Source organism: Aneurinibacillus sp. XH2, from assembly GCF_001439585.2.
Lineage (GTDB): Bacteria > Bacillota > Bacilli > Aneurinibacillales > Aneurinibacillaceae > Aneurinibacillus > Aneurinibacillus thermoaerophilus.
Genome location: NZ_CP014140.1, coordinates 2,216,371 through 2,238,302 on the forward strand (window position 1 = coordinate 2,216,371; position 21,932 = coordinate 2,238,302).

At 43.8% G+C, this 21,932-nt stretch carries 22 protein-coding genes, 2 pseudogenes and 1 riboswitch; of the genes and pseudogenes, 14 read left to right on the forward strand and 10 right to left on the reverse strand.

All coding sequences use genetic code 11. The features are described from left to right. Positions 1-279: 279 nt before the first annotated feature. Entirely contained in the window at positions 280-1,815 is a 1,536-nt protein-coding gene (locus tag ACH33_RS10930) for a succinyl-CoA:acetate CoA-transferase ScpC (protein ID WP_204244836.1), read from the reverse strand. Positions 1,816-2,026: 211 nt separating this feature from the next. After that, on the reverse strand, positions 2,027-2,698 hold the full coding sequence (locus ACH33_RS10935; RefSeq protein ID WP_057899048.1) for a LytTR family DNA-binding domain-containing protein: 672 nt from the start codon (positions 2,696-2,698) through the stop codon (positions 2,027-2,029). Positions 2,699-3,184: 486 nt separating this feature from the next. Here ACH33_RS10935 and ACH33_RS10940 point away from each other — a divergent pair, with 486 nt between their 5' ends. Beyond that, on the forward strand, positions 3,185-3,634 hold the full coding sequence (locus tag ACH33_RS10940; RefSeq protein WP_162265027.1) for a GerMN domain-containing protein: 450 nt from the start codon (positions 3,185-3,187) through the stop codon (positions 3,632-3,634). 57 nt (positions 3,635-3,691) lie between these two features. On the opposite strand, the gene ACH33_RS10945 is transcribed toward ACH33_RS10940, so the two are convergent. From ACH33_RS10945 to ACH33_RS19680, 3 genes are all read right to left on the reverse strand, one after another. Next, positions 3,692-4,789, reverse strand: coding sequence for a YheC/YheD family endospore coat-associated protein (locus ACH33_RS10945; RefSeq protein WP_082706013.1), 1,098 nt, complete (start codon positions 4,787-4,789; stop codon positions 3,692-3,694). Between the two features lie 155 nt (positions 4,790-4,944). Beyond that, on the reverse strand, positions 4,945-5,574 hold the full coding sequence (locus ACH33_RS10950) for a DNA-3-methyladenine glycosylase family protein (RefSeq protein ID WP_057899051.1): 630 nt from the start codon (positions 5,572-5,574) through the stop codon (positions 4,945-4,947). Continuing rightward, positions 5,567-6,025, reverse strand: coding sequence for a hypothetical protein (locus tag ACH33_RS19680; protein WP_057899052.1), 459 nt, complete (start codon positions 6,023-6,025; stop codon positions 5,567-5,569). Before ACH33_RS19680 ends, ACH33_RS10950 begins: the two co-directional genes overlap by 8 nt. A gap of 259 nt (positions 6,026-6,284) precedes the next feature. Continuing rightward, positions 6,285-6,433: riboswitch (FMN riboswitch) on the forward strand. Positions 6,434-6,440: 7 nt separating this feature from the next. Between ACH33_RS19680 and ACH33_RS10960 the strand changes: the two genes are divergently transcribed. Continuing rightward, positions 6,441-7,037: an ECF transporter S component gene (locus ACH33_RS10960; protein ID WP_057899053.1), complete on the forward strand. Its 597-nt coding sequence runs from the start codon at positions 6,441-6,443 to the stop codon at positions 7,035-7,037. A gap of 160 nt (positions 7,038-7,197) precedes the next feature. After that, a complete protein-coding gene (locus ACH33_RS19345; RefSeq protein ID WP_156424059.1) occupies positions 7,198-7,356 on the forward strand; it encodes a hypothetical protein in 159 nt (52 codons plus the stop codon). A 137-nt stretch (positions 7,357-7,493) separates the two neighbouring features. On the opposite strand, the gene cbpB is transcribed toward ACH33_RS19345, so the two are convergent. Together cbpB and ACH33_RS10970 are read right to left on the reverse strand one after the other, a co-directional pair. Continuing rightward, positions 7,494-7,937: a cyclic-di-AMP-binding protein CbpB gene (gene cbpB, locus ACH33_RS10965; protein ID WP_057899054.1), complete on the reverse strand. Its 444-nt coding sequence runs from the start codon at positions 7,935-7,937 to the stop codon at positions 7,494-7,496. A 184-nt stretch (positions 7,938-8,121) separates the two neighbouring features. Next, on the reverse strand, positions 8,122-10,758 hold the full coding sequence (locus ACH33_RS10970) for an FtsK/SpoIIIE family DNA translocase (RefSeq protein ID WP_082706015.1): 2,637 nt from the start codon (positions 10,756-10,758) through the stop codon (positions 8,122-8,124). A gap of 236 nt (positions 10,759-10,994) precedes the next feature. Here ACH33_RS10970 and ACH33_RS10975 point away from each other — a divergent pair, with 236 nt between their 5' ends. The 7 genes from ACH33_RS10975 (at position 10,995) to ACH33_RS11005 (ending at position 18,136) form a co-directional block, all read left to right on the forward strand. Further along, a complete protein-coding gene (locus ACH33_RS10975; RefSeq protein ID WP_236781865.1) occupies positions 10,995-11,540 on the forward strand; it encodes an RNA polymerase sigma factor in 546 nt (181 codons plus the stop codon). After that, entirely contained in the window at positions 11,515-12,348 is an 834-nt protein-coding gene (locus tag ACH33_RS10980) for a hypothetical protein (protein ID WP_057899057.1), read from the forward strand. The genes ACH33_RS10975 and ACH33_RS10980 overlap by 26 nt, the downstream gene beginning before the upstream one ends. Next, positions 12,332-13,213 (forward strand): ABC transporter ATP-binding protein, encoded by an 882-nt coding sequence (locus ACH33_RS10985; protein ID WP_057899058.1) that lies wholly within the window; start codon positions 12,332-12,334, stop codon positions 13,211-13,213. The genes ACH33_RS10980 and ACH33_RS10985 overlap by 17 nt, the downstream gene beginning before the upstream one ends. A 3-nt stretch (positions 13,214-13,216) precedes the next feature. Then, entirely contained in the window at positions 13,217-14,347 is a 1,131-nt protein-coding gene (locus ACH33_RS10990) for an ABC transporter permease (RefSeq protein ID WP_057899059.1), read from the forward strand. A 1-nt stretch (position 14,348) separates the two neighbouring features. Beyond that, positions 14,349-15,161: an ABC transporter permease gene (locus ACH33_RS10995; protein WP_057899060.1), complete on the forward strand. Its 813-nt coding sequence runs from the start codon at positions 14,349-14,351 to the stop codon at positions 15,159-15,161. 292 nt (positions 15,162-15,453) lie between these two features. After that, positions 15,454-15,900: an aminoacyl-tRNA deacylase gene (locus ACH33_RS11000; protein WP_057899061.1), complete on the forward strand. Its 447-nt coding sequence runs from the start codon at positions 15,454-15,456 to the stop codon at positions 15,898-15,900. 85 nt (positions 15,901-15,985) lie between these two features. Then, on the forward strand, positions 15,986-18,136 hold the full coding sequence (locus ACH33_RS11005; protein WP_057899062.1) for a YhgE/Pip domain-containing protein: 2,151 nt from the start codon (positions 15,986-15,988) through the stop codon (positions 18,134-18,136). Between the two features lie 296 nt (positions 18,137-18,432). Here ACH33_RS11005 and ACH33_RS20570 read toward each other — a convergent pair whose 3' ends face one another. The 3 genes and pseudogenes from ACH33_RS20570 to ACH33_RS11015 all read right to left on the reverse strand — a co-directional run bounded on the left by ACH33_RS20570 (position 18,433) and on the right by ACH33_RS11015 (position 19,617). Continuing rightward, complete coding sequence (locus tag ACH33_RS20570) at positions 18,433-18,822, reverse strand: CPBP family intramembrane glutamic endopeptidase (protein ID WP_442854482.1); 390 nt, start codon at positions 18,820-18,822, stop codon at positions 18,433-18,435. 145 nt (positions 18,823-18,967) lie between these two features. Further along, a pseudogene (locus ACH33_RS20575) lies at positions 18,968-19,105 on the reverse strand (transposase); the annotation flags it as partial. A gap of 200 nt (positions 19,106-19,305) precedes the next feature. Further along, positions 19,306-19,617 carry a transposase gene (locus ACH33_RS11015; protein ID WP_057899063.1) on the reverse strand — a complete coding sequence of 104 codons (312 nt, stop codon included), beginning with the start codon at positions 19,615-19,617 and terminating at the stop codon, positions 19,306-19,308. 132 nt (positions 19,618-19,749) lie between these two features. Here ACH33_RS11015 and ACH33_RS11020 point away from each other — a divergent pair, with 132 nt between their 5' ends. The 4 genes and pseudogenes from ACH33_RS11020 (at position 19,750) to ACH33_RS11035 (ending at position 21,767) form a co-directional block, all read left to right on the forward strand. Further along, positions 19,750-20,298, forward strand: coding sequence for a hypothetical protein (locus ACH33_RS11020; protein WP_057899064.1), 549 nt, complete (start codon positions 19,750-19,752; stop codon positions 20,296-20,298). Positions 20,299-20,545: 247 nt separating this feature from the next. Continuing rightward, positions 20,546-21,029: pseudogene (locus ACH33_RS11025) on the forward strand (DUF2975 domain-containing protein). 29 nt (positions 21,030-21,058) lie between these two features. Further along, a complete protein-coding gene (locus tag ACH33_RS11030; protein WP_057899065.1) occupies positions 21,059-21,538 on the forward strand; it encodes a DUF2975 domain-containing protein in 480 nt (159 codons plus the stop codon). Between the two features lie 10 nt (positions 21,539-21,548). Beyond that, positions 21,549-21,767 carry a helix-turn-helix domain-containing protein gene (locus ACH33_RS11035; protein WP_002168434.1) on the forward strand — a complete coding sequence of 73 codons (219 nt, stop codon included), beginning with the start codon at positions 21,549-21,551 and terminating at the stop codon, positions 21,765-21,767. Positions 21,768-21,932: the final 165 nt, after the last annotated feature.

Here is a 21,932-nt window from a genome sequence, read left to right on the forward strand (position 1 = left end):
CAATAAAGATTTCGCAAATTTTAGATAAAGGAGAGATGGACATCGAGAAAAAAGAAAAACCTCACATAATGGTTCCTGTGCGTTGTTCGACGCTTTGGAAACTCTGTTCCCATATCTACGTATACATGAGACAGCTATTCAGACGTACAAATACTAAATAAAGAGCAACCTTGGGCTGAAATGACCCCTGTCTGCTTGACAGGGGTCATTTCAGCCCAAGGTTGCTCTTCTTTATATCGTAAACTCTCCACTCCGTTTTTAACATTTTTTGTATATTTTTTATTTTATGCCAACTTCCACCGCTGTTTCTTCACTTTTCTCCTCCAGCATCGTGCCTTCTTTCTGATAGCGGATATGCCAAGAGAAGGCTTTTTCCAGTACATGCGGCGTTTGTCCCCCACGCTGGCACGCTTCTTCAAAATAGGCACGAAGCTGGGGACGATAATCAGGATGCGCACAGTTTTCAATAATGAGACGTGCGCGTTCGCGCGGGGAAAGTCCGCGCAGATCGGCGATCCCCTGCTCGGTTACGATAATATCGACATCGTGCTCCGTGTGGTCAACGTGAGATACAAACGGCACGATACTTGAAATAGTGCCACCTTTTGCCACCGATTTTGTGACAAAAATGCCAAGGCGGGCATTGCGCGCAAAATCTCCTGAACCACCGATACCGTTCATCATATTCGTCCCCATCACATGAGTTGAATTCACATTTCCATAGATATCCACTTCCAGTGCCGTATTAATCGCAATCAGACCGAGACGGCGAATAATCTCCGGATGGTTGGAAATTTCCTGCGGACGCAGCACTAGACGCTCTTTGTATTTTTCAAAATTAGGCAACACCTGCTTCGTTTTCTGCGGCGAAAGCGTAATCGAACAGCCAGACGCAAAGCGAATTTTTCCTGCGTCCAGCAGATCAAATACCGCATCCTGCAATACTTCCGAATATACCTCCAAATCCGTAAATTCGGAAGTAAGGAATCCATGAAATACCGCATTTGCCACGGAACCAATACCAGATTGCAACGGCGCCAGTGTCTTTGGAAGACGGCCTGCTTTCACTTCACCCCGCAAAAATGCGATAAGGTGTTCCGCCATAACGGCAGTCTCTTCATCCGGCTGCACAATAGGCGAAGTTGTATCCAGCTCGTCTGTAATAACAATTCCCCTGATTTTTTCCAGCGGCACCGGTATTGCCTGCGTGCCAAGGCGCTGGTCAACACCGGTCAGCGGAATCGGCTGGCGCTTGCCCTGCGGCCCGACATCATACAAATCATGAACACCCTCAAGGGCCAGTGGCTGCGCCAGATTCAATTCAACAATCACTTCCTTCGCCTTCTCCACAAAAATACAGGAATTGCCGACAGAAGTCGTAGGCACAATATACCCTTCCTCTGTCACCGCAACCGCTTCCACAATTGCGATATCGATAGCGCCCAGCGCGCCCGCGCGCACCTGTTCCGCCGTATGGGATAAGTGCTGATCAATATATAGCAACTCTCCACTATTGATTTTGCTTCTCATTCGCTTCTCAGCCTGAAACGGAAGACGGCGATGAATAATACCAGCCTCAGCCATAACACCATCTACTTCCGAACCGATGGAAGCGCCGGTATATACATTAATTTTAAAGGATTCGCCGCTTTTCTTTACCCGTTCTACAAGCGCGCGCGGGACGGCTTTCGCATCGCCCGCCTGCGTAAATCCGCTAAGTCCTACGGTCATTCCGTTTTGAATCCAGGTTGCCGCTTCCTGTGGGGTGACCAAGCGTTGTTGCAGTGTTTTATTGCGTAAACGTTTTTCCAGCATGATTACCGCCCCTTTATGAAAACGTTATTATTTTAACAATTTATAATTTAAACAATAGCACGTATTGTCTTTCCTCACCTTATAAAGGTGATAAAGAAGAAATTTTAACGATAAAACAGAAAATAAAAGGATAAAACCCTTTCATAATCTTGCTTTTTGAAAACGTTTTATATTTTGCGCAAAAAAAAAAAGAGAAGAGACGGTCTCTTCTCTAAAATCCGAGCAAGCGCCGGAACGAACTTGCGTATTTCTGGCTAACCGGAACGCGAGTACGTGCCGGATCATTCATAATAAGCATGAATGTAGAGTGAAAATCTGGATGAATTTCATCGATCGAATATACGTTAACCATATACGCGCGATGGCAACGCACAAAACGATCCTGCGGCAACATATGCTCTAGCTCGACCAGACTATGCTTATTAAGATACATGCCACGTTCCGTATATAAATACGTCTTGCCTTTTTCAGATTCGATAAAATGAATATCATAGAGAGGAATCGGCACCCAACGATCTTCTCCTTTACCGATAAGAAAGTGATAACGCGGCCACTTCGCTTGCACCAGCCCGGCTCCCGGCGGGAAAATCGCCGTGATACATCCTTCCGCATCCCCTTCTTTCAAAATCGGGGTGCTCATCGCGTAATACGGAACACCAAACACGCTGTTTTCAAGATACTGCTCGATTTTTTTCTTCCGCATCAGCGCTTTGCGCGTCAGCGTTCCTTCCTTCACTTCATCACCTGGTTTAATTTTCAAATCGATCGCCCTGCTGGGCTGATAATAAATAAATTTAGATGTGTCAGCAATTGCAATGGACGCTTCCTTCGGAAACACGTCGCTGATTGCCTTGACAATCGAAAGCATCGCTGAGGTTTCCATTCTGTCATCTCCCACACTCTCATTCGATGCTTATTTTAGCATAAAAATGAATAAAGAAACGCATCGTTTTCACCTGTCATACGTCTAACTTATATAAGGCAAACCCTGTTAAAAACTAATGCCTTTGTCAACACTTTGGGTGTATATTTCTTCATAGAAACAAAGGAAAGTTTAGCTATAAAAAAGAGAGATTAGGACTTACGCAGGTTTTATATAGTAACCTATTTATGTAAGAATAAAAACTAAATTATTTTTAGACAGAAGGGAAGGATATATATGCGTCTACCTCGCACACTTTTTTTCATCATATTTATTGTTATACTAGGCCTTACGGGATGTACCTCTTCTGCACCAAGCAACGGGGCTTCCCAGAATCCAAACAACCCAAATTCTCCAGCTGGACAACAACATAAGAATAACAGCGACAACCAGCCATCTCCATCCGTTGGGCAGTCAAACGAGCAATCTGCTTCGCAAAACAATGATATGGATAAAAAAAATGACGAAGAGATTAAAGAAAAAGAAGTGATGTTGGTGTTTAGCGACGCCAATCTAATGGAGCAATACAAAGAACCTCGCGTCATCAAATATAAAAAAGAAACAAACTTGCCGACCATTGCCCTAAAAGCGTGGCAAAATGGTCCGCAAAATAAAAATCTTGTAACGCTCATGCCTAAAAACGTAAAAATCCAGTCCCTGAAAAAGGAAGGAGATACAGCAGTCGTTAGTCTTTCCCAGGAAATTAAACAGGCTAATCTTGGTTCCAGCGGCGAACAATTCTTGCTGGAAGAGATGGCTACCATCCTCAGCCAGTTCGGCTATAAAAACATGAAAGTGCTCATCGACGGTAAAGAAGTGGAAACCATACTTGGTCATATGGATACGACAACACCGATTGAGCCATTGAACCTTGACCAACTAAAAGAAATGAAGTAAGGCAACTTCTGGCTTTTGCTTCACAGGAAAAGGCAGTACCATATGGTGCTGCCTTTTTCATTTTTCGTTTTTTATTTTTTCAAGCACATACTTCGCGTATCCCATCGGATTGGCATACGTCGCCTTCCATTCTTTTATCATTCGCGCATTGCGAAACGCATAGCGCTGATCCCGACCATTGCATTCAATAAACAGAGGCTTTCCTTCCTTCGTAATGCCAATATCAAGCCCCACATCGGCAAGGCCCGGAATCGCTTCTTCCAGCCGGCGTACCACGCGAAGCGCAAACTCCGATACTTCCTGCTCTATTATTTGTGTATCCAGCGCTGGATATGCCGAAAGCAAAACCGGGAGCCGATATACCTTACCTCCTTGCCCTACATTGCTTAAAAAATGGCCAGGCGGCGCTACTTTACCAACCATTCCCGTGACCTGCCAGTCCCCAGACACATCTTTTTGGACAGAAACGCGCAAATCAAACGGCCGGCCCTGAAACGTAGCCAACGGCAACTGTTCCTGAATATGAAATCCGCGTGCTTGAATCCGTCGTATCAGTACGGTCGGCAACTTCTTAGAAAAAAATGTATGACGCCATACCTTTCGGCCATCTTTCCGCATGACATACGATAAGCAGAATCTATTCTTTTTTCGCACAATCTGCATAATGCCCGCTCCAATGCTGCCGCTGTTTGGCTTAACGAACAGCGCATCGTACCTCTGCATCATATGGCGTAAATTTTTCGGCGTTCCGCTGATCGTATGCGCCAAATGTGGGCGTATGGAAGGATCGGTCCATAGCAACGAATGGATATACAATTTGCTATAGCGATTCCAACGATTAAATACAAATATCCCGTTTTCCATCAACCGGCTCAATTTACGTCTGGCATATGCCGAAAACAAAAGCGCCCGGTTGTGAATGACGCGCGGTACAGGCACAACGACACGCTGATATTTTCCTTCTCGCTCTATGTACGCAGGAACGGTCGACCGATCCGGGTACAAATCTCCAAGGTGAATATAGCAAGGTTTCAGGCCATGCATGCGAGCGCCCTCTTCATAAAAGGCGAGCACTTCAGTTTGCGTCCGCCCGCTCAGAATACCTCTGTATATCGTTTGATTAAGCAATATGCCTACATACGAAACTTTCATCATGAGCCTCCTTGTCTGCCTTCCTCTATAAAATATGAGATAGCAAAAAGGAGGGTGCGTACTTTCCGCTTGCAAGCATCAAAACATAAAGGTTAACGTTTAGGGACAACGCCATTACTACTATAGAGTAGTGAAATGCTGAATTATTCGTTGTCTGGCTATAATTCCGGCTTGTTATTCAGGCTGCGCCACAAATAAAGGCAAGCGATCGATTCATACGGCGTCCACTTGGCTCCGATTTCAATCATTTGTTTTTTATCAGGCAGCGCGGGAAGGTCGTAGTTGAACTGGATGGCTTTTTTAATTCCCAAGTCATCTACCGGAAACACATTAAGACGCCCGAGCCCAAAAAGCAAAAACATTTGCGCCGTCCACACACCAATCCCTTTCACTTGGACAAGGCGACGAACAACTTCCTCGTTCGACAAAGTGGGGAATTCTTCTTCTTTCAATCTTCCGTCAGCAAAAAACGCAGCTAAATCCTTTAAATATCTAATTTTTAAATAAGATAGACCGCAGGCGCGTAACTCTTCTTCACCCGCAGCAAGGATGGGTTGCGGCGCCCACTCCCCGCTAAAATACGCGCGAACTTTCGCTGCAATAGCCGCCGCCGCTTTGACGGAAAGCTGCTGTGATACAATAGATTCACACAGTATCGCAAAATAGTCAGTCCGCGTTTTCCATGGGTACCGGCCATATGCATCGATTAAACGGCCGATAATCGGGTCTTTTTCCGCCAGACGCTTTACTCCTTCAGCAAACGCTTGTTCATTTGTATTTTCAATCATTTCCCGCCCCCCTATGTAAGAATTCCGTAAGCGCATCCTGCTTTGCCCAATATGTAATCGGTCGGTCATTTTTTTTTGCGTCAAAACAGCTAACAACAAAATCATTGCGATACGGCGCAATGACAAGCGAATTTCCATCCGTCCGCACCATGCGCAGCAAAGGCCCTTGTTGGGTATTCGCCAGCGACTCTATTTTTTGTACCGGTTTAGCAGCATTAAATAAATCAATAATCCGCTCCCGTTCTCCACTTTCTAGCGCTCTTTCATTCCCATCCGAATCGCGCAAAATGACAGCATTTACCTCATCGGGCGAAACAGCACGATGCAAATGGTCACTGGAATAGTATTTTTCCAAGCGTTTTACCCACGCATTTGGCAAACCGAATACAATTACAAGCACAACTACAACAATATAGCCGATCCATTCCGCATATGAAATCCCAAAAATCATCTTTTTCTCCCCTTTTCCTCACTTCTTCTTTCATTCGCTTAAGTTGAATTCTTCTTGCCTATATTGTACAGCAAATTGCGCTATATAAAAGCGCTTTAATTTTATGACATGGTTTCGAAGTAAAAGATGAAAGGCAGGACGTTATAAGCAGTCACAATTGTTTGTTATTTATTATTTCTCCTCATGAAAAACAATGGATATTGACTTCCATATATTTTCGTGACATATTTCTAAATAGATTGTGAAGTTTGTAACACAAACAAACCTTCAGGACAGGGTGAAATTCCCGACCGGCGGTGATGGAGCCAATTCTCCTCAGTCCGCGACCCGGATGCAAAATGGCGAGCATCCGGCTGACCCGGTGAAATTCCGTGACCGACAGTATAGTCTGGATGGGAGAAGGGAGAATTGAATAATGAAAAGAAAAGTACGAAAGACAGCGTTTTTGTCATTGCTGTCCACCATCGGATTTCTACTAATGTTTGTGGAAGTCCCGCTGCCGATGTTTCCAGCTTTTCTCAAGATCGGTGTAAGCGAAATTCCCGCGCTTATCGGTGCCATTCTATTTGGCCCACTCGCCGGAATGGCGGTCGAATTTATTAAGAATGTGTTGCATTTTCTCTTGACAACTCAAGGCGGCATGGCAGTCGGCGAATTGTCCAACTTCATTGCCGGTAGCACATTCGTTGTTGTTTCTGTGTGGCTAATGCGCATGCTACGGCAGAGCAAAGTAAATTTCTGGTTGGGGATGACCGCGGGTACGATGGCGATGGCGTTTATTATGTCGGTTGCCAACTATTTTATTTTTATTCCGGCCTTTGCCTACGTGATGGGCATGTCAGTTTCCGACATTATCGGCTGGTCACAACAGGCGAACAGCAGCATTACCAGCCTCTGGACGCTTATCGTTTACGCGATCTTACCGTTTAACCTGATTAAAGGGATAGCAGAAGCGGTCATCGCGTATCCAATTTACAGCCGTCTTCGTCCGGTGATACAAAGCGGCGAGTAATATGGAGCCATTCAGTTTTATATAAACAATAAAACACAAAGAAAGCTTTCGCTGTACGGCGGAAGCTTTTTTGTTTTAGCAAAAAAATTTTAGTCCCCCCTTAAAACCGCAAATATTGCACGAATACATATGACAAAGAAAAAGAACGAGGTGACGATTCATGAACCGTATTGAAATTTTGGTTAATTCTGCGGATGAAATGTGCCAAACGATGAAAACCTTGCAACACTCTTACCCTAACGCTACATTTGAAAAACTCGAATATATTGGGATCGAAAACGGGCAACTTTCCATCAAATTATCATACATACTTAACTAATATCATTTTTGACGTTTCGGCATTTGTAACCACCTCTCCCTGTACTTATGTTACTTTTCAGCGAACGAAACCAAATTGAATAGTCAATCATTATGTTTCTTATCCACTTAAAAAGACAGGCATTTACGTAGCCTGTCTCATTTTATACCGTATTTTAAATACTTATGAACATGGGCCAAAATTGATTTGCGGGTTAAAATTCCAACAAACACCCCGTCCTCATCAACAATGCACAAGAACGGATGATTAATAGAGAGTTCCAAGCCGCGGAAAAAGCTGCCATCCTCCTTCATCCACGCCACTTTTTTGTTCATGACTTCTTCCACTTTCCGCTCGCCCAGTTTATCATATTCAATCTTTTCAATCCCAAGAATGGAATCCAGAATAAGTGACATGCTGATAAGTCCTTTAAGCTTATACTCCCGACCCAATACTGGAATGGCAGAATAACCCGATTTTGTCAAAACGAGCAGGGCGTGCTCCAACGTGTTGCCTTCCTGTACAATCGCTACTTTATTACCTGGAATCATCAAATCTTTAATCGCGATATCCAACGATACGCTTTTTACCATTTTCCCCATACATCCACCGCTTTCTTATCATGAAAATTACTTTATATTCTAATTCTATCATGAAAACGTTTTCTATACATATAGTTCCCATATGTCTGCGCCGCCCATTCCACACGGGACGTGCGCGCCGAGCGGCGCAAACCGCTCGGGCCACTATCCTATCCGTTTCTTCCTACCGTTTTTGACCTTTTTCTCAGGAAATTTGGGAATCGTTCCGCGAAATTAACACTTCGCGCGGTTTGCTACCCTCATAAGGACCAACAATGCCGCGCGCTTCCATCATATCGACAAGCCGCGCTGCACGCGTATAACCGATGCGAAGCCTGCGCTGTAAAAGCGAGACGGAAGCCGTCTGCGCTTCGCGCACAAGTTCTACCGCCTGCTCATACAGTTCATCTTCCGGTTTCCCCACGGCTGCTGTTTCCTCTTCACCTGGCATCATCTCCGGATGATAGCGCGCCTCCTGTTGACTTTTGACAAACGTGACGACTTTCTCTACTTCATGATCGCTAACAAATGCTCCTTGAATACGCACCGGCTTGGATGCGCCCATCGGCAAATACAGCATATCACCGCGTCCAAGCAGCTTTTCTGCTCCTCCCATATCCAAAATCGTTCGGGAATCGGCCATTGAAGACACACCGAACGCGATGCGCGACGGAATATTTGCTTTAATGACTCCAGTAATCACATCAACGGACGGCCGTTGAGTAGCAATAATCAAGTGAATACCGGCCGCACGGGCCATTTGCGCCAGGCGACAAATCGCGTCTTCCACGTCTCCCGGCGCCACCATCATCAAGTCCGCCAGCTCGTCCACGATAACTACGATAAGCGGAAGCGGTGCCACCCCTTCCTGCCGCGCTAACTCGTTGTACCGCTCCAAATCACGTGTGCCTGACTTAGCAAACAATTCATACCGCCGCTCCATCTCCTGTACAACTTTTTTCAGCGCCATCGAAGCGCGACGCGGATCGGTGACAACCGGTGATAATAAATGCGGAATTCCATTGTATACATTTAATTCTACCATTTTTGGGTCAATCATCATTAATTTCACTTCGCTCGGTTTTGCTTTGCATAAAATACTCATAATGATTCCGTTAATGCAAACCGATTTCCCGCTGCCTGTCGCGCCGGCCACAAGCAAGTGCGGCATGCGCGCCAAATTGGCAATGATCGGCTGTCCGGAAATATCACGCCCGAGCGCAATGCTTAGCTTATCTAGAGATTCTTGGTACTCACGGCTCTCCAGCACTTCACGCAACGTAACAAGTGCCACTTCATCATTCGGCACCTCGATACCGATGGCAGACTTTCCGGGAATAGGCGCTTCCATCCGGATTCCGCGCGCAGCAAGCGCTAGGGCAATGTCGTCTGCCAGCCCGACAATTTTACTTACTTTAACCCCAATGGCTGGCTGGATTTCGTAACGCGTAACTGTCGGCCCACGCTGAACTTCCAGCACTTTCGCCTGAACGCCAAAGCTTTCAAGCGTTGTGATGAGCTTGTGTACATTGCTCTGCACGTTCTTTGTCACTCCGCCGGGCTTTGCCCCTTTCGGACGATCCAGCAACTCGGGCGTCGGCAACCGGTATGATGGGTGATCGTCTTCCCCTTCAAAAGCGAGCGGCAAATCCGAAGGAGCTTCCAGCGGCTCCTTGCTCTCTCTTTTTTGGCGCCCGTGCAATTTTACTTTGATTTGTGCGCCCTCTGTTTTCACTTCAGATTCAGGCTCCAGCGCATGTTCTTCCTGCCGATACACGTTTTCAGCAAAATCATGAACGACGATTTCTTCTGCCTGCTTCGGCTCCGGCGCATCACTCAAAAAAACGCCCGCCTTTGGAACCGCCGCTGCTCTTTCCGCCATATGGTGCCGCAACTCTTCGCCACCCGTCTCATCCGACGTTAAAGCAATGTTCCGGTTTCCGAACCAACGAGCGATAAAACTCGGTTTCCTTTCCGCCTTTTCCTCGGTCTGCATGTCTTCTTCCGTTAGACTTTCTTCATATGCCTTACGCTCCGCCTGCTCCCGCAGCCGCTGCTCCCTCCGCTCGCTCAACAGCACAAGAGCATCCTGGCCCGCAGCTTTCATCCGCGCTCCTCCCGCGACAAGCATACGACGCACCGCCTGAAATAAACGCACATACGAAATTTGAAAAGCCAGCATCATGCCGATAAGCACCATGAAAACAACAATAAGAGAAGTACCTGCCGAACCAGCCGCCGCTGAAAAGAAGGCATAGCCAATAGCGCCAAGCAATCCTCCACCTACATCAGTTGTGGACGGTTTCCCTGCTTCCACCTGTCTTTTTTCCTGCAGCAGCTGTTCCCACGTCACCGATAAAACGGACTGTCCCGCAAATTTTCCTCCGGCGGTCAACTCGTCAAATAAAAGCATATGATTCCAGACAAGAAGGGAAAAAAACAGAAGAAATACGCCAATCCAACGTTGAGCCAGCAAATAGGGCCATTTTTGCTTCGCCATTACATACACGCCGATACCGATGCCCATAAGCGGCAGCATAAAATCCCAGGAACCGGCCACAATGCGAAAAATCCAAGCAAAATAACGTCCAAACCAGCTCGTGTTGGAGAATGTAAGCAGCGCCAAAAGCGAGAAGGCAATTATAACAAGCCCATATAATTCGTAGCGGAGAAACGTCCGCGTATCTCGCTTCCTACCTCCAGCTTCTTTCGCGCTTTTCTTTTTCTTCGCCACCGGCTTCACCACCTCGGAATTATGTATCAGCCACACAGGCAAAAAGGCAGCCGAACCAACCCCTGGCTGCGGTTGCCTTTTTGCCTGCCCTTGCGTTCGTATGGTCATTATAACACAAGAACATACGAGCGGTCATGATGGGTATTCTGTCGATATATAGGGAAAAAGAGCGATTTTTGCCGCAGCCTCATCCCTCGGAAGTTACTGATTCATAACGTCGCTATTCTCATGACGGCCTCCAAGTCCAAGCTCAAAAAATTATGTCTTTAAATCTTTTTTTCTATTTCTTTCGTTATATTAAATGAAGTGAGGTGAGACGATTGCAAAGCGATGAGCAACTCATCATGGAAATACGCAAGGGCATCGAGAGCTCGATGGAAGTGCTTATAAATCGATATTACAAAATGGTCTTTGTTTATATCTATCGAAATGTAGGCGAATATCATCTCTGCTATGATTTAACGCAAGAAACATTTATTAAAATGATCAAAAACATAGACACCTTTTCTACGGAGGGAAGTTTTAAACACTGGCTGATTAAAATCGCTCTAAACACGTGCCGGGACCATTACAAAAGCCAGGGGTATAAACTGGGACAAGCTTCATTCACCTGGACAGATAAGATCTCCGAGAAAAATGAACACGTTATCGATTTGATCCAGCACAAAGTGGAAAGTGAATATATCCGTAACGCCGTAATGAAACTTCCTGCCTATCAGCGAGAAGCGATTGTGCTCAGATTTTATCATGATCTAAAAATCAAAGATATTGCGAGCATTACGTCCAGCAGTGAATCTACCGTAAAATCCCGGATCATGCAGGGATTATCCAAACTAAAATCGATTTTGGAAAGGGACAAAAACGATGAAAAAAAGCAAAGCCAATACTGAATTTCCTGAGGATGTGTCACATGCTGATCTGCAGCAAATCATAGCTAATTTAAACAAATTTGAAGTTAAATTCCCAGATCAAAACGAAATCAATTCAACAATAGAGACAGTCAGAACCCAGATGCGTATTCGGGCGCGGAAAAAGTCGGGGTTCTTGTGCCGATTCAGCCGAATCATTTGGTTCGCTTTCTCTGAAATCTCGGTTATCCGTCCGATTTATTGGCTCACTAGCATTGCCTTATATGTAGCGGGGGCATTATTCACATGGTTGAGTGCGATGTCGAATCCCTACATGATGCTACTTGCCCTCTCACCTACACCTTTCATGCTCGGACTAATCGAAGTCTTTAGAGGACGGGATGAGCGAATGCTGGAGTTGGAAATGTCTTGTCGGTATAACGCGATTAGCGTCATTCTATCCAAGCTTTTTGTTATCGGTGTCTATAACATTTTTATCAACTTTGTATGCTCGATCTTGTTTTCCTTGATGTCAGATTCGGTTCAGATGTATAAAATTACCCTTTTTTGGCTTACTCCCTTTACCCTCGTTTGCGGGCTTTCGCTGATGATCGCGATCCGTTTGAGAGGGGGCACCTCCGTTATGGCAATGGTGTCAATTTGGGTGAGCCTGTGTATGGTTTTTCTCTTGTCACCTGCTCTCATTGACAAATTGCTGGTGCTTGATACGTTTTTTTATCTTATGCTGATTGTCATCGGCACAGCATGTACTGCGATTCAAATCAAAAAACTGCTTACAACGACCAATATGTATTTTGAAAGGAATGTTTTGCTTGAAAGTCACAATTGACCACGTAAGTAAAATGTACAAAGATAAAGTCGCGATCAACGACGTTTCTGCCGAATTAACCTCAGGCGTTTACGGTCTAATCGGCCCTAACGGAGCCGGCAAAACCACACTGATGCGGATGCTGGCTGATGTGTTGAAACCTTCGAGCGGGCGCATAATGGCTGATGGTGAAGATATTAAACAGTTGGATGACTTATACCGAGCGTTAATCGGCTATCTTCCTCAAGATTGCGGGTTTTACAGCTATTTCACAGCCTATCGCCTCTTGCAGTATGTCGCTGCACTCAAAGGATTGAACCGTCATGATGCGGATCGAAAAATCGACGAACTCCTGCATTTGGTCAATCTCACCAAGGAGAAGCACAAAAAAATCGGTACGTTTTCAGGTGGCATGAAAAGAAGGCTAGGAATCGCTCAGGCTCTGCTCAACGATCCAAAATTCTTAATTTTGGACGAACCTACCGCAGGGCTTGATCCAAAGGAACGAGTGCGATTCCGTAACCTTTTATCGGAAATATCCGGCGACCGTATTGTCCTTCTTTCCACACACATTATTTCTGACATCGAGTACATCGCGAAAGAAGTGCTGATTTTAAAAAACGGGCAGTTGCTAAAACAGGAAAGCCCGCAGAGTATTCTAAATGAACTAAATGGGAAAGTTTGGCATGTCACCGTACCTGCAATCGAGCTCCATAAACTTGAGCAACATTACACCGTGGGGAATGTCCTACGAAAAGGGCAGGAGATAGAGGCCAGGGTCATCTCCGATACAGCACCTGCGCCCACTGCTGTTTTGCAAACACCCAGACTCGAAGATATCTATCTGTGCTATTTCGGGGAAATATCAGGCGACACGGAGGACTAATCTATGCAATTGATCAAATATGAACTATACAAAATCTTTTCTCAAAAAGTAGTCTATATTGCTTTGAGCGTGTTCATATTATTTTACTGCTTGCACTTTTTCGGCGCTCTTAATGTTGCGCTCGAGAAGAAAAAGAAACTGTTTTATGAACAATTCGGTGGAAACATAACTGAAGAAAAAATAGCCTGGGCCCGTCAGGTTCTGGAGGCCCCGCCAAGGAAGCAGCCCATGAATGAAGATTTGATCGCTCAAAATTCTGTTGCTACGGATATTGTTAACGCTGTGAATCTGAAAGAGCAATATGAACAGTTCCTAAAAGAATCAGCGAAAAAAGTAGAAAGGCTGAAGGGAAAAGAGAACGTAAGTGCCTTACAAAAAGCGGAGCTTAAAGAAATCGAAGTGTGGAAAAAAGTAGAGTACCCTAAATCCGTCTATTACCTTAATGGCTGGAAAAACATCATTCAATATATGAATGAGGTCGGCTACTTTTTTGTCGGGGCGCTCACGATTTTAGGATTGTCCAATGTATTTAGCCATGAGTATTCCACCAGAATGGACAGCCTGATTTTCAGCAGTCGATATGGCCGCAGGAAAATTGTGTTGGCCAAAATTGCGGCGGCGGCAGTGTTTTGTACTGTAATCAATGCCTTGTTAGCATGTGTGGTTTTCTCCCTTAACGGGTATTGTTACGGGTTAAGTGGCTGGAATCAACCTTTGGTTACATTGTTAGATTTATTTAGTTCAACCGGTTTTGATGGGCCAATTTGGGCATTTTATCTCAAGCAACAGCTTTATGCAACGTTAGGTTGTATTATTTTAGGAATATTTGTCTTACTATTATCTTCACGGACAAAATTATCAATTGTACCGGCTTTTATTGGCGGTGTTGTGCTGATATTTCCCGTCGTCATCGAAATGGCAAACATTCCACTGGTTATGCCGGTAAAACTCTTGCTTGACATTCTCCGTTTCACGGACTTCATCAAGCTTAACCATCTCGACAACTATCATTTTCTTAACTTTTTCGGATTTCCTTTACAGTATGGTTGGTACCTCTTAATCATCATGCTGACTTATGGATTTATTTCTTTACTTCTCCTTATGTTCAGCATCAAAAAGCGGCAGGTGATATAAATTGGGTATACTGATCTGGCAAGAATTATACAAGATATGGAACAATAAAATCGTATGGCTGATGATCGGATTATTCGCCAGCATATATCTGTTCACCACTCATACTTATTATACATGGCACTCGATGATGGCGTGGGATCGAATTGCTGATTTCTCTTACTCTTCAGGGTCGATCTTTGAGGGAATACTCATTTTACTTGCGTTATCCACTTCCTTTTCGCAAGAGTACCAATTGAAAACTGATTCCATCATCCTGAGTTCCAAATATGGAAGGAACAAATTGGTAACAGCCAAAATCCTCGCCTCCCTATCATTCATCACGGTATTGGTACTTGGATTTTGGATTTTGAACATAACCTTTAACATCCTCATGGTCGGAGACATAGGATGGAATTTGCCCATTCAGAGTCTGCAGAAATACTCATCGTCACCGTACGCTATAAGTATCTGGCAATACTGCATGATTCAGATTGCGACAAACTGGCTGGGATGTGTGGCATTTGGCCTCTTTGTTCTCTGGCTTTCTGTAATCAATCGATCATATTTGGTTGTATTTTTTGTTGCGGGTGTAGTTTTTGCTACCCCCTTTTTCATCCGGAACATCTCACATTTTTCCATTATCTGGATCATAAAAAATGCATCCATGACCGAATTCATGAGAGTTGAAAACATATTTGATAGTCAACGAACAGTGAATTGGAGCGAAATTACCATTCCACTCCCTTATCCAATTTTTTATGCCTATATTTTGGCACTTACCATCATCTTCGTTGGTGCAATTTACCGTTGTTTTAAAACACGCCAAGTAAGATAGTCTCTCTTATAATAAAGTTGCGACCGGATTCCCCCTTATTGCCTGGACACAAACAACCTTATTCATTTTTTTGCAAAATTTCTTTCTTAATTTTATAATTTTTGCTATATGCTAAGACAAGCTTCTAAGGATGTTTAGGGTCTCCCCTATCCAATAAACTATGAATCATCAAGCTTCATGATATTCAGAAGGGCAGGCAGGCTAAAAAAAGGATTTATCCGTACAGGTTCCATTATATTTTTTGTAATCCAAATATATCCATATAAGTAAACGTAAGGAGTTTAGAGGAAGCATGGAGCATTTAAAAACGATTTTACAAGAAAATGGCGTTCAATTTGAAATCATTCATCATGAAAACCCCATTCATACAGCACAAGAAGGTGCTGATTATTTCAGAATTGAAATAGGTCAGACTGCACCTACATTGGTTCTCAAGTCAGAAAAAGGGTATTTTGCGATGATAATCTCAGGAGATCGCGGGCATGTAAACTTGGAAAAAGTGTCAGAAATTCTGGAATGTAATCAACTAAAACTGGCACACCCAAAAGAAGTCCAACAGATCACTGGATACACTGTTGGCAGCCTTCCGTTAGTAGGCCTGTCTTTACCCTGTATAGTAGATAGTAAGCTTTTTCGTTATCCATTTATTTACGGAGGAACGGGAGAACCGCATTCAACATTGAAAATTAGCCCGAACGCTTTGGAAAAGCTAAATCAAGCTATTGCTTTCATTGAATAAGGGGAACTAAAGAATTTCAGGATAAATAGCTTCCGTATGCCAAAGCGAAACGATGCAATACTAAAAAAAACAACAGGAGCTGGCTATGAAACAGATCGGATTGCTTTATTTCCGCGACATCAAAAATATCGTGAGCAATTGGGTCGCCACCATCATCATACTTGGGCTCGTTTTTTTACCCTCCCTGTACGCCTGGTTCAATATTAAGGCTTCCTGGGATCCCTATTCGCAGACAGGCGGTCTCACGGTAGCCGTCACCAATAATGACAAAGGAACAATCCTGCGCGGCACCCCCATCAACATCGGGAATGAAGTCATCGCCTCGTTGAAGGAAAACCACAAAATCGGCTGGACATTTGTAAACGAACAGGAGGCCATGCGGGGAGTTCTACACGGCGATTATTATGCCAGCATCGTCATTCCCGCCGACTTCTCTGCGAAGATTGGCACCGTCTTGACAGACAACCCGCAAAAGGCGGAGCTGGTCTACAGTGTCAACGAGAAAATCAATGCGATCGCCCCGAAGATTACCGCCAAAGGCGCCAGCGGAATCGTCGATGAAATCAGCCGCAATTTTATCAAAACGGCAAACGGTACCATCTTCCGAATCTTTAATGAAATTGGCCTCGAATTGGAAGTACAGCGGCCCATGATCGAAAAAATGAGAAATCTGATCTTCAAGATGGAGGCCATGTTTCCCACAATCAATCAAACGGTGAATATCGCTCTGGAAGACATTAACAAGGCGAACGGTATCGTCCGAAAAGCCCAAACCAATCTGCCTATTGTGGCAGAGTTGACTCAGGACGGCATGGATGTCACCCAAAAATTTAAGAAATTTCTCGACCGGACAACAGAGGCTCTCGATGCGCTCTCCCCGACGATCAAGCAAGATCTCTTCCTGCTCCAGCAAACGGCCATGGCTATGGAACAGTTGACCGATATTCTACAAGATACCAAGATCGAGCCTGCCGTGGTGAAAGCAGCCCTGAATCAAGCTTCCCGACGCCTGTCGACCGGCATCGCTGTCACGGAGCATATCATCGCGCTATTCGACCGGCTGGATAACCTTGCGGGCGGAAATCGCCTTTCCATCTTTACCGGAAAGCTGAAGCAGATTCGTAACCACCTCCAGCAGCAATTGGCAACGGTAAACACAATCACATCAGCCATTGACCAGGGAGAAAAACCTGCGGCCCAGCTAATCAACCATTTGGATCAGCTTTCCAGGAAGACCTCCGTCATCCTTGATGATATTCTACAGCGGTACGACAGCGAAATACAACCACGTATCCTTCAGGCGGTGGAAAACACGAAAAAAGCCACCCAGCGTGCTTATGCTGTGCTGGTGGAGGCAAACAAAAGCATTCCGGATGTGCAGCGACTCCTGCATGACGCGGCACAAGGCTTGACCATCGGCAACCAGGAGCTGTCAGCGATACAAAAAAATCTCCCTGCAATCGAGGCCAGGATCAAAGGCCTGGCAGATTGGATACGCACCATGGAAAAGGAAGGCACACTGGACCAACTTATTAACCTACTCATAAATAATGCGAAAAAAACGAGTGAGTTTTTTGCCGAACCGGTCGTGCTGAAGGAAAACAAGCTATTCCCGATTCCCAACTATGGTTCGGCCATGTCACCGTTTTTTACAACCCTATCGCTCTGGGTCGGTGCGCTACTGTTAGTCTCCCTGCTAACGGTGGAAGTGCATCACCATGATGCCAATTACAAAAGCTACCAGATCTATTTTGGTCGCTATCTTACATTTATGACGTTGGCTGTCTTGCAATCTCTCATGGTCACACTGGGAGATATCTTTCTGCTTGGAACCTATGTGGTGGATAAGCTTTGGTTTGTCCTGTTCGGTATGCTGCTCAGCTCTGTTTTCATGTTGATCGTGTATACGCTTGTATCCGTATTTGGCAACGTCGGCAAAGCAATGGCAATCGTGCTTTTGGTCCTTCAGCTTGCTGGCTCTGGCGGTACGTTCCCGATTCAGGTAACCCCGCCGTTTTTCCAGGCGATCCATCCTTATCTGCCGTTTACATACGCGATCAGCATGATGAGGGAGGCTGTAGGTGGAATCCTCTGGGATATTATCGGGAAGGACTTACTGATGATGGCGGTTTATGTCGCTATCGCGCTTGTCATAGGGGTCGCTTTGAAAGACTTCCTCAACCGTTCCTCCGCGAGGTTTGTCGAAAAGGCAAAGGAAAGCAAACTGATACACTAGCGTTCTGGCTTAGTTTGGGACTTTTCTTCTCGGGTTATCTATCAAGCTATAAGGATGTGCGCATGAGGTTTCCGAAACGCTCCGGCTCGTTTGACATCCGCAAGGGAGGAAAGAATTTCTTTACTGAACGATTGAATGAATCTACAAAAACAAAAGCAGTCAGCTATTATCAATGCACTTGAATCATTAACGAAAAACTAAAGTAAAGTTTTCCACTATTCCCCTGTTTTTATTTGAATGTCCGATAATAATCAAAATGTAAACGAAAGAAGCCGTTCCATAACCCGGAACGGCTTTTAAAATAATATCCAGGATAAAGCAATGATATTGATGCTATTTGTAAGTATATGAAATGACAATGGAGCGAATATACTTTGATACGTTTTAAAAAGATAAGCTAGACAACAGCCCATTATAAATAACGCCGCCCAGAGCATCGGTACAAAAAAATGAGCCATTGTAAAAATAAGAGCTGAACCTATCGTTGCTATTCCAAACCCATACTTTCTGCAAAGATACTTGTAAATCAAGCCGCGAAAAATTATTTCTTCGGTTATCGGAACGAAGAACGGGAAGCGTATCTGTTCCAAATAATTGCCGTTTAAATAATGCCTGTTGTATCGTACGACTCGCATCCTTTGCCTCACAGGACAGACCCATATGATACGCAATGACCGAACGGTCATATACGTCCAGAACGGACTGGATGAAAAAGAAGCGGTTTTCTCCAGCGATATACCCGTATTTAATGTCCGTTTCAAACAATTGATTCGAGCCGGTAATAATGCGGTTTCGTGCCAGCTTTTTCGAGTACGAATCCCGTTTTTGGCGCTGTGGCCGTAGAATATCCATCTCCTTGCATAATCGGTCCACTTTTTTCTTGTTGATACAAAGCCCGTATGTCCGACGTAAAAAGACGGTCAGTTTACGGTACCCATAGGCATAGGCTTCGCCTTCCATGCCTTCCATCAACCATTCTTTGATCTGTTCATCGGACACTTTTGTGCCGTCCTGCTTTAGGGAATAGCCCGGTATGGCTCGTCCCTCACTTTTCACTGGTTCCACGTTCTGCCCTTTTCGTTTTCGATGGTAGTAATACGTGGAGCGTGGAATCCGGGCAAAACGCAAGACTAGCCGTTTTGGATAGCCCTGCTGAATATAGCGTTCCGCTACTTCAAGTTTTTCAGCAAGTGAGGGGTTTTCTTTTTTATCAAATCACGTAAAATCGCAAGTTCTAATGCTTGTTCGCCAAGTAACCGTTTAAGTTGTTCGTTTTCTTTCACAACTTCTTCGGCATCAAGGACCGGAACCATAGAGAAATCAATTTCTCCATGTTTTCCGCTCTCGAACTCTCGCTTCCAGCGCCCCACCATGTTAGCAGATAACTCATAACGGCGGGCAACGGCTGCTAAATTACCGGTCTCTTTCGCTTCTTTCACCACTTGTTTTTTGAAATCAATCGAATACTTTCTTCTTGTCATTGATGTCTTCCCCCTCTGTCACTATAAGTGTAATCAAAATACACCCTTAGTGTCCAACTTCTCTAGGGGGCTAAAGAGTTCCTTTCTAAAATTGACCGAAATAAGAGCCGTAAAGATGCTTATCGAGAATATGTGGATGCAAGGGAAGAATTGAAATCATGGGGTGGAGGCGGTTCAGGTGATGAATCCTCTATCACAAAGTTAGCCGTTGCAAAGTTGATATCTATCCTTCGCTATCATGATTTTTATGAGATGGTGAAGAAAGACGGCAGCGAGTATCGAAAATGGGCTAAGAAGCCTATTGAACATCCCCTTCCCTCAATTGACCAAGGAAAGCGGTTTGTTGATTGTACTACGGATTTATCATCTTATGAAATTGAACATGTGGCGAACATGTTGGTTAAGGTAAATGACAAAGCAACAAGCGCATTCATGCAACAAATTCGGAGGAGATTATCTATTTTAGAGCGCCCTTTGGTTACTGCGAGAGGCGAAGGAAAAAGTTATATCTATGCAAATTTTAATCCGAAGTATGCTCAATACGCTTTAACTATCCTTCGTACTTTCTACAACTTCTGTTTGTCATACAATTCATGGGATAAAGTGAAGGCTACACCAGCTCAAAGATTGGGGATTGCCGATAAACAATTTACGATGAAGGATATTATTTATTTTAAGTAGGTTCTGATATCTTTCGTTGTTGATTTACTTTATTAAACTATTTGGAAGTTTTGTTGAACAAGTTGTAAATTTAACATTTTAAAGTAAGAGCATTTCTTTGTAATGAGAAATGCTTTTTATTTTTGTTTAAAATTAAAAGGATATTTCAATAACAATAATAATATAATAAAAAACAATACGAATTTATCGTAAAACGATAAATCATATGATAAAATCATGTTGTCATTAAATAAGTGAGGTGTTTTAAATGAATGTTAAACGAGGTTCAACCACTTTCTTAAAGATAATTATTTTTCTGGCTGGAATTGCAGTGCTTGCCGTGTGTATATTTTTGTTGCCTGAAGCAGCCAGAAGAGATGCTATAGAGCGTCCGGGTGATTATTCGCTATATCCACTTTTGGTATGTGCATATGGAATATGTATTACGTTTTCTGTGGCGTTGTATCAAGTATTTAAACTTTTTAACCTATATCGAAAAGAACAATGCTTTCTCTGAGTTATCTCTTCAATCTTTGAAGGTAATAAAAAAATGCACTTTTACTGTCATTTTCTTCATTTTGTTAGCAATAGTTTATTTAAGGGTGCGTGCTCAATTCACAGGTGATGATGCAGCAGGTCCAATATCTCTAGGTCTAATGGGCATCTTGGCAACAAGTATCATCGCAGCCATTGTGGACGTACTTCAAAAACCTATAAAGAATGTCTTGGATTCACAGCCAAAAAACAATTAACATTTTGAAATATACGAGAGGTGTTTTTTATGAAGATTGCAACCACATTATTTTTGAAGATAGCTGTTATTTTCATTGGAATTCCGGTTCTCGTTTTGTGCATATTTCTGGTTCCTGAACTGGCAGATGCGGTAGCGGATTTCTTAGGGGTTCATTCCATAAAACATATCATTTTCATCCTTTTATATGGAGGGGCATTACCTTTTTACTTCGCCCTTTATCAAGCTTTTAAACTGTTAAGTTATATTGACAAGAACATTGCTTTCTCTGAATTGTCTGTTCGAACTTTAATGAGAATCAAATACTGCGCCATTTCCATCTGTAGTTTGCATGTCTTAGGTTTGCCGCTCTATTATCTCGTGGCAGATAAAGACGATGCCCCAGGTCTCATATTTGTTGGAATGGTCATTCCTTTTGCTTCGTTGGTTATCGCAGTTTTTGCTGCTGTTCTCCAAAGGCTTTTGCAAGAAGCGATTAACATAAAATCAGAAAATGATTTGACGGTCTGAGGTGGAGGATATGGCAATTATTATTAATATTGATGTGATGTTAGCAAAACGAAAAATGAGCGTAACGGAGCTTTCGGAGAGGGTTGGAATTACTATGGCGAATCTTTCCATTCTGAAAAATGGGAAAGCAAAAGCGGTTCGTTTTTCAACATTAGAAGCGATATGTAAGACTTTGGATTGTCAGCCAGGTGATATTTTGGAGTACAAAAGCGACGAATACACTCAATAATAACAGACAACAAATTTCTTCAACCAACAGGATTAGGTAGTGAAATTAAAATGAAGGGATAGCTTAATTGCTATCCCTTCTCTGCGTTTATTGATGTTATTTAATTAGAGAATTCCATTGAGAATTATATTGATATTAGTGACAAAAAATGTGATGTGATTTGCA

Excerpts from the sequence above, each read along its gene's own strand:
- ACH33_RS11030 (WP_057899065.1), top strand. The coding sequence starts at position 21,059 with ATGAAGATTGCAACCACATTATTTTTGAAGATAGCTGTTATTTTCATT.
- ACH33_RS10950 (WP_057899051.1), bottom strand. The coding sequence starts at position 5,574 with ATGATTGAAAATACAAATGAACAAGCGTTTGCTGAAGGAGTAAAGCGT.
- cbpB (WP_057899054.1), bottom strand. The coding sequence starts at position 7,937 with ATGGGGAAAATGGTAAAAAGCGTATCGTTGGATATCGCGATTAAAGAT.
- ACH33_RS11005 (WP_057899062.1), top strand. The coding sequence starts at position 15,986 with ATGAAACAGATCGGATTGCTTTATTTCCGCGACATCAAAAATATCGTG.
- ACH33_RS10930 (WP_204244836.1), bottom strand. The coding sequence starts at position 1,815 with ATGCTGGAAAAACGTTTACGCAATAAAACACTGCAACAACGCTTGGTC.
- ACH33_RS10970 (WP_082706015.1), bottom strand. The coding sequence starts at position 10,758 with ATGACCATACGAACGCAAGGGCAGGCAAAAAGGCAACCGCAGCCAGGG.
- ACH33_RS11000 (WP_057899061.1), top strand. The coding sequence starts at position 15,454 with ATGGAGCATTTAAAAACGATTTTACAAGAAAATGGCGTTCAATTTGAA.
- ACH33_RS11015 (WP_057899063.1), bottom strand. The coding sequence starts at position 19,617 with ATGACAAGAAGAAAGTATTCGATTGATTTCAAAAAACAAGTGGTGAAA.
- ACH33_RS10945 (WP_082706013.1), bottom strand. The coding sequence starts at position 4,789 with ATGATGAAAGTTTCGTATGTAGGCATATTGCTTAATCAAACGATATAC.
- ACH33_RS10960 (WP_057899053.1), top strand. The coding sequence starts at position 6,441 with ATGAAAAGAAAAGTACGAAAGACAGCGTTTTTGTCATTGCTGTCCACC.
- ACH33_RS10935 (WP_057899048.1), bottom strand. The coding sequence starts at position 2,698 with ATGGAAACCTCAGCGATGCTTTCGATTGTCAAGGCAATCAGCGACGTG.
- ACH33_RS20570 (WP_442854482.1), bottom strand. The coding sequence starts at position 18,822 with ATGACCGTTCGGTCATTGCGTATCATATGGGTCTGTCCTGTGAGGCAA.
- ACH33_RS11035 (WP_002168434.1), top strand. The coding sequence starts at position 21,549 with ATGGCAATTATTATTAATATTGATGTGATGTTAGCAAAACGAAAAATG.
- ACH33_RS10980 (WP_057899057.1), top strand. The coding sequence starts at position 11,515 with ATGAAAAAAAGCAAAGCCAATACTGAATTTCCTGAGGATGTGTCACAT.
- ACH33_RS19345 (WP_156424059.1), top strand. The coding sequence starts at position 7,198 with ATGAACCGTATTGAAATTTTGGTTAATTCTGCGGATGAAATGTGCCAA.
- ACH33_RS19680 (WP_057899052.1), bottom strand. The coding sequence starts at position 6,025 with ATGATTTTTGGGATTTCATATGCGGAATGGATCGGCTATATTGTTGTA.
- ACH33_RS10975 (WP_236781865.1), top strand. The coding sequence starts at position 10,995 with ATGGAAATACGCAAGGGCATCGAGAGCTCGATGGAAGTGCTTATAAAT.
- ACH33_RS10990 (WP_057899059.1), top strand. The coding sequence starts at position 13,217 with ATGCAATTGATCAAATATGAACTATACAAAATCTTTTCTCAAAAAGTA.
- ACH33_RS10940 (WP_162265027.1), top strand. The coding sequence starts at position 3,185 with ATGGATAAAAAAAATGACGAAGAGATTAAAGAAAAAGAAGTGATGTTG.